Genomic DNA, 12,343 nt, shown 5'->3' on the forward strand with positions numbered 1-12,343 from the left:
TATGTTACGGGTCACATTCCGGCCGCTTGCGGCTGTCCGAACGCCCTTCCGCTCTCCTCGGAGTGACCCATGACCAAGCGCACCCACACCCTGGCCATCGCCCTGGTGTCGACCCTGACCCTCGGCCTCGCGGCCTGCTCCGGGGGCTCGTCCGGCGGCAAGGCCGGCGGCCCCGAGCGGAAGAACCCCGCCGCCGCCAACGCCGGCGCGGTCCTCGGCGGCACCCCGCAGCGCGGCGGCACCCTCACCGTCCTGTCCAACCAGGACTTCTCCCACCTCGACCCGGCCCGCAACTGGGTCATGCCCGACATGGACTTCGGCACCCGGCTGCTCTACCGCACCCTCGTCACGTACAAGGCGGCGCCCGGCGCCCAGGGCAGCGAGCTGGTCCCGGACCTCGCCGAGGACCTCGGCACCCCGTCGAACGGGGCCAGGACCTGGACCTTCCGGCTGAAGCCGGGCCTGAAGTACGAGGACGGCACCCCGATCACCGCCCAGGACATCAAGCACAACGTCGAACGGTCCTTCTCCCCCGACCTGCCCGGCGGCCCCGACTACGCGGCCCGCTACCTGGCGGGCGCCGCGGGCTACCAGGGTCCCGCGCGGGGCCGGCACCTCGACTCGGTGAAGACCCCCGACGCCCGCACGATCGTCTTCGAACTCCACAAGCCCTTCGCCGAGTTCCCCTTCGCCGCCACCCTGCCGACCTTCGCCCCGGTGCCGCCGAAGCAGGACAAGGGCCCCCAGTACGACAACCGCCCGTTCTCCTCGGGGCCGTACAAGATCGAGAGCTACGCCCGCGACAAGCGCATGGTGCTCGTCCGCAACACCCACTGGGACCCGAGGACCGACTCCGTCCGCAAGGCCTACCCGGACCGGATCGTCGTCACCATGGGCCTCAAGGGCAACCAGGTCGACGACCGCCTCATCGCCTCCTCCGGCGCCGACGCCTCCGCGATCTCCTGGGCGCAGCTCCGCCCCGAGTCCCTCTCCAAGGTTCTCACCGTGGCCGACGTGAAGGCCCGGCTGCTCGCCGAGTCCAGCAGCTGTACGGACATGCTCCAGATGCACACCGGCCGCGCCCCCTTCGACGACCTGAAGGTCCGCCAGGCCGTCCAGTGGGCCCTCGACCGGGAGGCCGTCGTCACCGCCGCCGGCGGCCCGGCCGTCACCGACGCCTCCAGCGCCGCCATGCCCGGTGCCCTCTTCACCGGGGGCAAGCAGCCCGACACCCTGAGGATCCCGCTCGCCGGCGACCCCGAGAAGGCCAAGGGGCTGCTGAAGGAGGCCGGGAAGCCCGACGGCTTCGCCACCCGCCTGACCGTCTCCACCGGCGACAAGGCGATCGGCGAGGCCATCCAGCAGTCCCTCGGCAAGGCCGGCATCGAGGTCACCATCGACACCGTCGACCCGTCGGCGTTCTACGACACCATCGGCGACACCAGGAACCGCACCGACCTCGTCTACACCGGCTGGTGCCCCGACTTCCCCTCCGGCACCACCTTCCTGCCCTTCGTCTTCGACGGCCGCTACATCAAGGAGAAGGGGAACTCCGGCAACCACTCCCTCTTCAAGGACGAGGCCACGATGAAGCGGATGGACGAGATCGCGGCCATGACCGACGGCGCCGCCGCCCACAAGGCCTGGCAGGAGCTCGACGCCCGGATCCTCGCCCAGGCCCCGGTCGCCCCCGCCGCCACGAAGCGCCGCTCCCTCCTCGTCGGCACCAACGTCGCCGGCGCCTACGGCCACACCTCCTGGGGCGGCCAGATCGACTACGCGACCGTCGGTCTCAAGGACCCGTCGAAGAGCACGGACTGAGGGACGGCGCCCCGATGACCACCACCACACCCGCACCCGCGCCGGGGTCCGGCCCCGCGCCCGAGCCCGTGCCGACGCCTCCGACGAGCGCCGTCGCCCCGGTCCATCCGGCCGACGGTGCCTGGCGGCTCGTCCGGGCGGAACTGCGCCGCCGCGCCTCCCTGAAGGTCGCGCTCGCCGTCGTGGCCCTCTTCGCGGTGATGACCGTCGCCGCCCCGCTGATCAGCGCGCTGGGCGGCTGGGGCCCCGAGGAGTTCGACAAGTCCGCCGTCGACCCGTACCTCGGCGGGCTGCCCATCGGGCCGCTCGGCGGGGTCTCCGCCGACCACTGGCTCGGCGTCGAACCCGTCACCGGCCGCGACCTGTTCGCCCGGGTGGTGCACGGCGCCCAGGTCTCCCTGCTCATCGCCTTCGCCGCCACCGCGATCGTCGTCCTCGCCGGCACCACCGCCGGCATCGCCGCCGGATACTTCGGCGGCCGCACCGACACGGTCCTCTCCCGGCTGATGGACCTCACCATGTCCTTCCCCTCCCTCATCTTCATGATCGCGATGATGTCGGTGGCCAGGGACGTCGACCGGATCCTGCTCATGACCCTCGTCATCGGCCTCTTCGGCTGGCCCGGCGTCGCCCGGGTCGTCCGCGGCCAGACCCTCTCCCTCAAGCACCGCGAGTACGTCGACGCCGCCCGCGTCGGCGGCTCCGGACCCTGGCGGATCCTCGCCCGCGACATCCTCCCGGGCGTCGCCGGACCGGTCATCGCGTACACCACGCTGATGGTCCCCGGCATGATCGCCACCGAGGCCGCGCTGAGCTACCTCGGCGTCGGGGTCCGCCCGCCGACCCCGTCGTGGGGCCAGATGATCGCCGAGAGCGTCGCCTACTACGACACGGACCCCATGTACTTCCTCGTCCCGAGCCTCTGCCTCTTCCTCACCGTGCTGGCCTTCACCCTCCTCGGCGACGCACTGCGCGACGTCCTCGACCCCCGGGGGAGCCGCACGTGATCCTCTACCTCGGGCGCCGGCTCCTCGGGATGCTCGGCGTCCTCCTCGCCATCGCCGCCGTCACCTTCACCATCTTCTACGTCCTCCCCTCCGACCCGGCCGCCGCCGCCTGCGGCAAGGCGTGCAGCGACGAACGCCTGGAGGCGATCCGCGCGCACATGGGCCTGGACGCCCCCGTCTGGCGGCAGTTCGCCGACTTCGTCACCGGGATCTTCACCGGCCGCACCGTGGGCACCGGCCAGTACGCCCTGCACTGCGACTTCCCCTGCCTCGGCTACTCGTACGAGAACAGCGAGGGCGTCTGGGACCTGCTCGTCGACCGGCTGCCGGTCTCCGCCTCGCTCGCGGTCGGCGCCGCCGTCCTCTGGCTGGCCCTCGGCCTGACGGCCGGCGTCACCGCCGCCCTCCGCAAGGATACCCTGACCGACCGGGCCCTCATGGTCGGCGCGGTCGCCGCCGCCTCCCTGCCGGTCTACTTCACCTCCGTCCTCCTCGTCTACGGGCTGATCCGGCTCACCGGCCTGCTGCCCTACCCGCAGTACGTGCCGTTCACGTCCGACCCGGCGTCCTGGGCGTCCAACCTGCTCCTGCCCTGGCTGGCCCTCGCGATCCTGTACGCCGCCATGTACGCCCGGCAGAGCCGCGGCGCCATGATCGAGTCCATGGCGGAGCCGTACATCCGCACCGCCCGCGCCAAGGGCCTGCCGCGCCGCACGGTCGTCGTCAAGCACGGCCTGCGGGCCGGCATGACACCGATCCTCACCCTCTTCGGCATGGACCTCGGCGGCCTCCTCGCCGGCGCCGTCATCACCGAGTCCCTCTTCGGACTCCCCGGCATCGGACGCCTCTTCTACGGCGCGCTCACCACCGGCGACCAGCCCGTCATCCTCGGCGTGACCCTGCTCGCCGCCACCTTCATCGTCGTCGCCAACCTCGCCGTGGACCTGCTGTACGCCGTCGTCGACCCGCGAGTGAGGTACTGATGGCCGACACCGCCACCACCCCGCCCCCGCTGCTGACCGTCCGGGACCTCCGCGTCACCTTCCCGACCCCGCGCGGCCCCGTCCGGGCCGTGGACTCCCTCTCCTTCGACGTCCCGCACGGCCGCACCCTCGGCATCGTCGGCGAGTCCGGCTCCGGCAAGTCCGTGACCTCGCTCGCCGTCATGGGCCTGCACACCGGCGCCGAGGTCACCGGCTCCGTCGCCCTCGACGGCCGCGAACTCGTCGGCCTCCCCGACCGGGAGCTCAGCCGGCTCCGCGGCCGGCGGATGGCGATGATCTTCCAGGACCCGCTCTCCAGCCTCCACCCGTACTACACCGTCGGCGAACAGATCGCCGAGCACCACCGCGTCCACTTCGGCACCCGCAGGGCCGCCGCCCGCGCCCGCGCGATCGAGGCGCTCGCCGAGGTCGGCATCCCGGAGCCGAAGCGGCGCGTCGGCGAGTACCCCCACCAGTTCTCCGGCGGCATGCGCCAACGGGTCATGATCGCCATGGCGCTGGTCTGCGAACCCGACCTGCTCATCGCCGACGAGCCCACCACCGCGCTCGACGTCACCGTCCAGGCCCAGATCCTCGACCTCCTCGCCCGCCTCCAGCAGGAACGCCGGCTGTCCGTCGTCATGATCACCCACGACCTGGGCGTGGTGGCCCGCGTCGCCCACGAGGTACTCGTCATGTACGGCGGCCGGGCCGCCGAACAGGCCCCGGTCGACGCCCTGTTCGCGGCCCCCTCGCACCCGTACACCCGCGGCCTCCTCGACTCGCTGCCCCGGCTCGACGACCCCGACGACGTACCGCTCCGCGCCATCCCCGGCACCCCGCCGTCCCTCCTCGACCCCGCCCCCGGCTGCGCCTTCGCCCCCCGCTGCGCCCGCGCGGCGGCGGGCACGCCCGAGGAGCGGAACCGGTGCGCGACCGAACGCCCGGCGCTCACCGGGCTCGACGGCCGCACCGCCGCCTGCCACTTCGCCGCCTTCCCGGCCGCCGCCCACGAAGGGACCGCCCCGTGAGCTCGACGACTCCCCCCGGTACGCCGCCGCTGCTGCGGGTCCGGGACCTGGAGATGACCTTCCGCGGGCGACGCGGCTCGGCCCCCGTGCGCGCCGTCGACGGCGTCGGCTTCGACCTGGCGGCCGGGGAGACCCTGGGCCTCGTCGGCGAGTCCGGCTGCGGCAAGTCGACCACCGGCCGGACGATCGTCCGGCTCCTCGAACCGACCGCCGGCTCCGTCGAGTACGACGGCCGCCCCATCGCCCACCTCTCGCAACGCGCCATGAAACCGCTCCGCCGCGAGATCCAGATGGTCTTCCAGGACCCCCACTCCTCACTCAACCCGCGCCAGTCGGTGGCCCGGATCATCGCCGACCCCCTCCTCGTCCAGGGGAGCACGGCGGAGGAGGCCCGCACCCGCGCGCTGGAACTGATGGAACTGGTCGGCCTCATCCCCGAACACGCCGACCGCCGCCCGCACGAGTTCTCCGGCGGCCAGGCCCAGCGCATCGGCATCGCGCGGGCGCTCGCGACGGGCCCGCGCCTCGTCGTCGCCGACGAGCCGGTGTCGGCCCTCGACGTCTCCGTCCAGGCCCAGATCGTCAACCTGATGGAACGGCTCCAGGACGAACTCGGCCTCGCGTACCTCTTCATCGCCCACGACCTGTCGGTGGTGAAACGTGTCTGCGACCGGGTGGCGGTCATGTACCTCGGCCGCATCGTCGAGATCGGCGCCAAGCGGCACGTGTACGAGGCGCCCGCCCATCCCTACACCCGGGCCCTGCTCTCCGCCGTGCCGCTGCCGGATCCGGCGGCGGAGCGCGCCCGCGAGCGCATCACCCTCCTGGGCGACCCGCCCAGTCCCGCCGCTCCCCCACCCGGCTGCACCTTCCACCCCCGCTGCCCGAAGGCCCAGCCGATCTGCCGCGCCGAACGCCCGGTCCTGCGCAGGCCGACTTCGGCCGAACCCCGGGAGGTGGCCTGCCACTTCCCGGACTGACGCATCCCCTCGCACCCGCCGTGTCAGGAGTCGTCCCCGGCGGCTCCGGCGGCGCGGCGCGCCTCGTCGAGGGCGGACTCGGCGGCCCTCAGGGCCGTTTCGGCCTCCGCCGCGATGCGCTCGGACTCGGCGGCGGCCGAGCGGGCCTCCTCCCGCTCGCGTTCGGCGCGGCGGAGCCGCCCGGCGGCCTCCTCGGCCGCCGCCTTCGCCGCGTCCGCCGCCTCCCGGGCCGCGTCCCGCTCCCGCACCCGCCGCGCGAGGAGCACCCGAACCCGTTCCGCCTCTCGGGCCTTCTCTTTCGCGCGAGCCTGCTTCGCTTGGCGGGCGTTCTCCGCCTCCCGTGCCTGCTCCGCTTGGCGGGCGTTCTCCGCCTTTCGGGCCTCACGGGCCGCACGGGTCTCGCGGGTCGTGCGGGTCTTGCGGTCCCCTCCGGTTCTGCCGTCCTCGACCGTCCCGCTGTCCTCGGGGCCCTGCTCGTCCCGCGCCGCGGCGGGCCGCGGCCGGGCCTCGGGCGAGACGTCGGGGAAGCCGACCGCGGCCTCCGGGAGGGTCGCGAGGCTGCCGCGTGACCAGGGTCCCGCGACGTCGGGGTGGGCGAGGACGGCGTGGAGGGTGCGTTCGACGTCGCCGAGGACCGTGTCGCTCAGGGGCTGCCCGGCTGCCTCGGCGAGCCCGGCGGCGGTGCGGACGAGTGCGGCGACCAGCCGGTGCTGCTGCCCGCCGGCCTCCCGCAGCCGCTCGCCGTCGAGCATCCGGTGCGCCTCGCGGAGGGCCGCGCCCAGGGCGAGGAACCGCTCGGCCTCCTCGGGCCGTTCACGGGCCAGCAGGTTGGCGGCCCAGACGGCGAGCGGCGGCCGTCGCAGCGCCGCGATCTCCTTCGCGGCCGCCGTGTCCTTCGCACGCCGCGCCTCGGCGACGTGGGCGTCCCGGGCGGCCGTGAACTCGGACGGCCGCAGCCCGTACAGCTCGTGGGTGATCCGCTCGACGTCGACGTTCATGCGCCCCACTCTGCGGGGTCCGGCACGGACGGCCGGGCCGAACCTCCGCCGCCCGGCCGCCCGTCACCCGGTCGGGGGCCGGGCCCTCAGGCGTCCTGGATGCGCCGGAAGGGCCGCTCGGCCTCCAGGGCGAACGCGGCCTCCAGGAGGGTGCGTTCGCTGCCGGGGCGGCCGGAGAGGAGGACGCCGACCGGCAGGCCGTCGGCGGTGGTGCGGGCGCTGGGCAGCGAGATCGACGGGGTGCCGACCACGTTGTCGACCGGGGTGTAGGCGACGTACGCGAGGATGCGCTCGACGAGGACCTCGTACGGGACCGCGGGGCTGAGGTGCCCGATCGGCGGCGTGGTGTGGGCGAGGACCGGGGTGAGGACGAGGTCGAGACCGCGCAGCGCGGCGGCGTACGCCTCCTTGGTGCGTCGCAGCCGGCGCAGCACGCCCGGGGTGTCCCGCCACCGTTTCACGTACTCCTCCCGCAGCCCCCGGCTCAGCCCGTCCATGCGGTGGCGGTCGAAGTCGGGGGCGAAGGTGCGGCCGGTGGCGCCGAGGAGGAAGGAGAGCATGCCCCAGTAGGTGAGGAAGTCGCCGGTGAAGCGGGGGTCGAGGTCCATGGTGACGGGCTCGACGGTGTGGCCGAGGCCCCGGAGCGTCACGGCGGTCTCGGTGACGGCCGCGCGGGTGTCGTCGTCGCACGTGACGCCGTTCGGCGAGTCGAGCAGGAAGCCGATGCGCAGGCGGCGGTCCGAGGGCCCCTCGACGAGTCCGACGGGCGGCAGCTTCGGGTTGCGCCGGTAGCGTTCGGCGGCGGCGAGGAAGGCGGCGGAGTCGCGGACCGTGCGGGTGACGACGCCGTCGGCGACGAGGTCGACGGGCAGGTGCCGGCTCTGGTCGTTGCCGACGACCCGGCCCCGGGTGGGCTTGAGGCCGACGAGTCCGCAGCAGGCGGCGGGGATCCTGATGGAGCCGCCGCCGTCGTTGGCGTGCGCGAGGGGTACGGCTCCGGCGGCGACGAGCGCCGCGGCGCCTCCGGAGGATCCGCCGGAGGAGTGTCCGGTGTGCCAGGGGTTGCGGACCGGCTCGGCGTTCTCGTACTCGGTGGCGGGACTGAAGCCGAACTCCGGCAGCCGGCTCTTGCCGAGGACGGTGACGCCGGTGCTCAGGAACTGCCGGACGAAGGGCGCGTGCCGGCGGGCGGGCCGGGGCGTGAAGGCGGCGCTGCCGTGGCCGGTGGGCAGCCCGGCGAAGTCGGTGTTGTCCTGGACGAGGGTGGGGACCCCGGCGAAGGCCCCGCCGTTCCCGCCGCCGAGGGCTCGGGGCCTCGCCTCGCTGGAACGAAGGGGAGAGCCCGGGGAAGGGTCGAGCAGGGTCTGCACCGCGTGGAGCCCGGCGACCGCATGGAGCCGGGCGGCCGCGTCCCGGGCGGCCTCGGCGGGACTCACCTCGCGCCGTCGGATCGCCTCCGCGAGTCCGACGGCGTCGTGCTCCCCGAGGGAGTCGTCCCGGAAGGCGTGCACCGTGTTCCGCTCGTCGTCGCTCACCGCTGCCTCAGCCCCCGGGATCGGTCGTGGTCACCTGCTGCCGCCATGATGGCGTACCCGCGGGTAACACGCGAGGGGCGTAGCGGACGCGGTACACGCCCGACCGGTGCGCGGCCGACGGGACGCGGTGCGCCCGCCGGGGGGAGGCGGTGCGCGCGCCGACGGGACGGGGTGCGCCCGTCGGCGTGCCGCTAACGGCCCTGGAGTCGTTTGACGTTGTCGCCGAAGGTCCAGTTCTTCGAACCGTCCCAGTTGGCCGACCAGGTCATCAGGCCCTTCAGCTTGCCGCCGTAGTGGTTCCAGGCCTGGGCCACGAGCGAGGGCGCCATGTAGCCGCCGCCCGCCCCGGGTTGCGCGGGCAGGCCGGGGACCTGCTTGTCGTACGGGACCCGGATCGTGGTGCCCTGGATGACGAGACCGCGGTCGAGGCAGTCGGTCTGCGCGGTGAACCCGGCGACGGTGCCGGCGGAGTAGGAGTCGCCGGAACAGCCGTACATGCTGCCGTTGTAGTACTGCATGTTCAGCCACCACAGGCGCCCGTTGTCGGCGTACTTCTTCACGATCGGCAGGTACGCGCCCCAGATCGAGCCGTACGCGACGCTGCCGCCGGTGACGTACGCGGTCTCGGGCGCCATCGTCAGCCCGAAGCCCGCGGGCATGCGGGCGAGGACGCCGTCGATGATCCGGACGAGGTTGGCCTGGGAGGCGGAGAGGGTGGTGATGCTGCCGCTGCCGACGAGACCGGTCTCGATGTCGATGTCGATGCCGTCGAAGTTGTACCGCTGGAGGATCGGCACGATCGTCGCGACGAAGCGGTCCGCGACGGCCGCGGAGCTGAGGTCGATGCCGGCGGCGGCACCGCCGATGGACATGAGGATGGTGGCGCCCGCGGCCTTGGCGCGGCACATCTCCGCGGGGGTGGCGACCTTGACGGTGTTGTCCATGCCGTCCTCCCACAGCACGGTTCCGTCGGAGCGGATCACGGGGAAGGCGGTGTTGATGACGTTGTACCCGTGGGCGGCGAACCGGGGGTCGTCGATCGGGGCCCACCCGAAGGGAGGGTGGACGCCGTTGGCGGCGCCGTCCCAGTTCTCCCAGTAGCCCTGGAGGACCTTGCCGGCGGGACGGGGCTTGAGGGCGCAGGTGTCGGCGGAGTGGGCGGTCGGGGTGGGGGTGGCGGCGGCCTGGGAGGGGACGGCCGCGACGGCGGCGAGCAGGGCCGCGAGGCCCGCTCCGAGGGCGCGGACGATCCGTGAGCCTGGCATGCGGATGCTCCTTGGGACGTGGGGGCGGTCCGGGGCGTGGCGCGCGCTTCAGGAGACCGTAGATTGGTCCAGACCTTCCGTCAACCATCCGCGAGCGTAGGGGAGTTGACGGTATGGGCGAGGGCGCGGCGGGGCACCCGCCGGACGCGGAAGCGGACCCTGGCGAACTCACCCGCGCACCTCGCGGCACCACCCACGCGCCACCCGACACACCTGCGGCACCACTGGCGCCATCCGACGCCACCTGTGGCACCACTGACGCCATCCGGCACCATTGCGGCGCCATTTCAGCGCCACGCGACACCACGTGACGCCACAAGGGGTTGCATGTAGCGCCACGATGGTGCCATGATGGCGTCATGGACCTCACCCCGTATGTCGACACCCTCCGCCGCGAACTGGCGGTGGCCGCCGAAGCCGGTGGCGACGCGGCCCGCGAGCTGGCGGAGCGGCTCACCGCCCCGCTGGAGTCGGCGGCCCGTCTCACCATGCTCAACGTGCTCTCCGCGGCGACGGACGAGATCACCCGCGAGCTCGCCCCCGGCTCGGTCGACGTACGGCTCCGGGGTCTCGACCCGGACTTCGTGGTGACGCGGCCGCCGACCGACAGCGGCACGGCGCCCGTGGAGCCGTCGGAGCCCGCCGGGCCGCCCCCGGCCCCGCCGCTCCCCGAAGCGGAGGAGGGCGCGGTCGCCCGGGTGAACCTGCGGCTCCCGGCCCACCTCAAGGCGCGGGCCGAGGAGGCCGCGAGCCGCGAGGGCCTGTCGGTGAACGCCTGGCTGGTACGCGCCGTGTCGTCGGCGCTCGACGGCGGCGGCGCGACCCGCCCGCGCACGGCGGAGCGGCCCCGGTCCGTCGGGCAGAGCATCACGGGCTGGGTGCGGTAGCCCGCCCGGCATCCGCGTTCCACTCCACTCCACCCCATTCGCGTCCCACCAGCGGGGACGTTCCAGAGACCCAAGAGGACGGGACAGCCATGCCTTCTTTCGACACTCCCGCAGCGATCTCGGCCCTGACCCGCGTCGAGGCCGGTTCCCTCCAGTTCGTCGCCGGCGACCGTGCGGACACGGTGGTCACGGTGGCGCCACGCAATCCGAAGAAGGACCTGGACGTACGGACGGCGGCCCAGACCGAGGTGTCGTACGCCAACGGCACGCTGACCGTGCGGACGCCCAAGTCGAACCTCTTCGGCCGCACCGGGATCGTGGACGTGACGGTGGAGCTGCCGGCCGGCTCCCGGGTCGAGGTCGACGGCGCCTGGACCCAGGTCCTGGGCGAGGGCCGGTTCGGCGAGGTCCGGGTGAAGACCTCCTCCGGCGACGCCCGGTTCGACACCACCGGCCCGCTGCACCTCACCGCCTCGCACGGCTCCATCACCGTGGACCGCGTCGAAGGGGCGGCCGAGATCACCACCAGCTCCGGCAGCGTGCGCGTCGGTTTCGTCGACGGCCCGGCCGTCCTGAAGAACTCGGCCGGCACCACGACGGTCGGCGCGGTCACCGGCGAGCTGCGCGTGAGCGGGGCGCACGGCGACATCACGGTGGACCGCGCGGAGGACTCGGTCACCGCGACCACGGCCCACGGCACGGTCCGCGTCGGCGAGGTCGCCCGTGGGACGGTGCGGCTGGAGACGAATTACGGTGCCATCGCCGTCGGCATCCGCGAGGGCACTGCCGCGTGGCTCGACGCCGTCTCCGGCAGCGGGCAGGTACGCAACGGCCTGGCGGCCTCCGACGCCCCCGAGGCGACGGAGGAGACCGTCAAGGTCCACGCCCGCACCCGGCACGGAAACATCGACATCCGCCACGCCCGCCCCTGACCCCGCGCCCGTCGGCGGGGCGGCCGACGACGCACGGCACCTCATCCGACCGGGCCCGCCCCGGGCGCCGTACGCGGCTCCCGGCCCTGCCCGCACCGGGACGGCCACCGCCCGGCCACTCGACCTCGTTCCCGAACACGGCGCAGCCACCAGCCGCGCCCTGCCTCCTACGGCGATCCCCGGCCCGGCCCGGCGGACCCCTCTCCGGCACCGCCCAGGGGCGGCCGCGGCGCGCGACCCGGACCGCCTCGGCGGCCCCCCCATCCCAGACTCCGACCGGAGGCCTCCATGCCCTCGCCTGTCATGCCCACGCCCAATTCACCGCTCCCGAACCAGGGCGGCGCTCATCCCGCACCCGCCGCCATCACCGCCGCCGGCCTGAAGAAGTCGTACGGCGACAAGGTCGTGCTCGACGGCGTCGACCTCCACGTCCCGGCCGGTTCCGTCTTCGCGCTGCTGGGTCCGAACGGCGCGGGCAAGACCACCGCCGTGAAGATCCTCTCCACCCTCGTCGCCGCCGACGCCGGACGGGCCACCGTCGCCGGACACGACCTCACCACCGACGGCCACCGCGTCCGCGCCGCCATCGGCGTCACCGGACAGTTCTCCGCCGTCGACGGACTCATCACCGGCCTGGAGAACATGCTCCTCATGGCCGACCTCCACCACCTCCCCCGACCCCAAGGCCGCCGCACCGCCACCGAACTCCTCGAACGCCTCGACCTCACCCACGCCGCCGGCAGACCCGCCTCCACCTACTCCGGCGGCATGAAACGCCGCCTCGACATCGCCATGACCCTCGTCGGCAGCCCCCGCGTCATCTTCCTCGACGAACCCACCACCGGCCTCGACCCCCGCTCCCGCCACACCCTGTGGGAGATCGTCCGCGACCTCGTCGCCGACG

11 protein-coding genes are annotated in these 12,343 nt (G+C 73.8%); 8 read left to right on the top strand and 3 right to left on the bottom strand.

Features of this window, described 5'->3' with window-relative positions; all coding sequences use genetic code 11:
* The first annotated feature begins 69 nt into the window (after nt 1-69).
* Genes ACFZCF_RS19620 through ACFZCF_RS19640 form a run of 5 tightly spaced genes read left to right on the top strand, consistent with a single transcriptional unit; the run spans nt 70 to nt 5,822 of the window.
* On the top strand, nt 70-1,821 hold the full coding sequence (locus tag ACFZCF_RS19620; protein ID WP_391287582.1) for an ABC transporter substrate-binding protein: 1,752 nt from the start codon (nt 70-72) through the stop codon (nt 1,819-1,821).
* 14 nt (nt 1,822-1,835) lie between these two features.
* Nucleotides 1,836-2,828 (top strand): ABC transporter permease subunit, encoded by a 993-nt coding sequence (locus ACFZCF_RS19625; RefSeq protein WP_391287584.1) that lies wholly within the window; start codon nt 1,836-1,838, stop codon nt 2,826-2,828.
* Nucleotides 2,825-3,811, top strand: a complete 987-nt coding sequence (locus ACFZCF_RS19630; RefSeq protein WP_391287586.1) for an ABC transporter permease subunit — start codon at nt 2,825-2,827, stop codon at nt 3,809-3,811. Before ACFZCF_RS19625 ends, ACFZCF_RS19630 begins: the two co-directional genes overlap by 4 nt.
* Entirely contained in the window at nt 3,811-4,842 is a 1,032-nt protein-coding gene (locus ACFZCF_RS19635) for an oligopeptide/dipeptide ABC transporter ATP-binding protein (protein WP_391287588.1), read from the top strand. Before ACFZCF_RS19630 ends, ACFZCF_RS19635 begins: the two co-directional genes overlap by 1 nt.
* A 53-nt stretch (nt 4,843-4,895) precedes the next feature.
* A complete protein-coding gene (locus ACFZCF_RS19640; protein ID WP_391287624.1) occupies nt 4,896-5,822 on the top strand; it encodes an oligopeptide/dipeptide ABC transporter ATP-binding protein in 927 nt (308 codons plus the stop codon).
* Between the two features lie 23 nt (nt 5,823-5,845).
* Here the strand turns inward: ACFZCF_RS19640 and ACFZCF_RS19645 are convergent, their stop codons facing one another.
* From ACFZCF_RS19645 to ACFZCF_RS19655, 3 genes are all read right to left on the bottom strand, one after another.
* On the bottom strand, nt 5,846-6,820 hold the full coding sequence (locus ACFZCF_RS19645) for a hypothetical protein (protein WP_391287589.1): 975 nt from the start codon (nt 6,818-6,820) through the stop codon (nt 5,846-5,848).
* An 86-nt stretch (nt 6,821-6,906) separates the two neighbouring features.
* Nucleotides 6,907-8,355: an amidase gene (locus ACFZCF_RS19650; protein ID WP_391287591.1), complete on the bottom strand. Its 1,449-nt coding sequence runs from the start codon at nt 8,353-8,355 to the stop codon at nt 6,907-6,909.
* Between the two features lie 191 nt (nt 8,356-8,546).
* A complete protein-coding gene (locus ACFZCF_RS19655; RefSeq protein WP_388449725.1) occupies nt 8,547-9,620 on the bottom strand; it encodes a chitinase in 1,074 nt (357 codons plus the stop codon).
* A gap of 359 nt (nt 9,621-9,979) precedes the next feature.
* On the opposite strand from ACFZCF_RS19655, the gene ACFZCF_RS19660 reads away from it, so the two are divergent.
* The 3 genes from ACFZCF_RS19660 to ACFZCF_RS19670 all read left to right on the top strand — a co-directional run.
* A complete protein-coding gene (locus ACFZCF_RS19660) occupies nt 9,980-10,507 on the top strand; it encodes a toxin-antitoxin system HicB family antitoxin (protein ID WP_388449726.1) in 528 nt (175 codons plus the stop codon).
* Between the two features lie 89 nt (nt 10,508-10,596).
* Nucleotides 10,597-11,439, top strand: coding sequence for a DUF4097 family beta strand repeat-containing protein (locus ACFZCF_RS19665; protein ID WP_391287594.1), 843 nt, complete (start codon nt 10,597-10,599; stop codon nt 11,437-11,439).
* A gap of 303 nt (nt 11,440-11,742) precedes the next feature.
* The coding region (locus ACFZCF_RS19670; protein WP_391287596.1) for an ATP-binding cassette domain-containing protein at nt 11,743-12,343 on the top strand (601 nt) is incomplete at its 3' end.

Origin of the sequence: Streptomyces sp. NPDC007945 (genome assembly GCF_042958885.1) — a bacterium.
GTDB lineage: Bacteria > Actinomycetota > Actinomycetes > Streptomycetales > Streptomycetaceae > Streptomyces.

Bases quoted from the DNA above. Each gene is read 5' to 3' on its own strand.
- ACFZCF_RS19620 (WP_391287582.1), top strand. From the start codon at position 70: ATGACCAAGCGCACCCACACCCTGGCCATCGCCCTGGTGTCGACCCTG.
- ACFZCF_RS19625 (WP_391287584.1), top strand. From the start codon at position 1,836: ATGACCACCACCACACCCGCACCCGCGCCGGGGTCCGGCCCCGCGCCC.
- ACFZCF_RS19635 (WP_391287588.1), top strand. From the start codon at position 3,811: ATGGCCGACACCGCCACCACCCCGCCCCCGCTGCTGACCGTCCGGGAC.
- ACFZCF_RS19640 (WP_391287624.1), top strand. From the start codon at position 4,896: ATGACCTTCCGCGGGCGACGCGGCTCGGCCCCCGTGCGCGCCGTCGAC.
- ACFZCF_RS19645 (WP_391287589.1), bottom strand. From the start codon at position 6,820: ATGAACGTCGACGTCGAGCGGATCACCCACGAGCTGTACGGGCTGCGG.
- ACFZCF_RS19655 (WP_388449725.1), bottom strand. From the start codon at position 9,620: ATGCCAGGCTCACGGATCGTCCGCGCCCTCGGAGCGGGCCTCGCGGCC.
- ACFZCF_RS19660 (WP_388449726.1), top strand. From the start codon at position 9,980: ATGGACCTCACCCCGTATGTCGACACCCTCCGCCGCGAACTGGCGGTG.
- ACFZCF_RS19665 (WP_391287594.1), top strand. From the start codon at position 10,597: ATGCCTTCTTTCGACACTCCCGCAGCGATCTCGGCCCTGACCCGCGTC.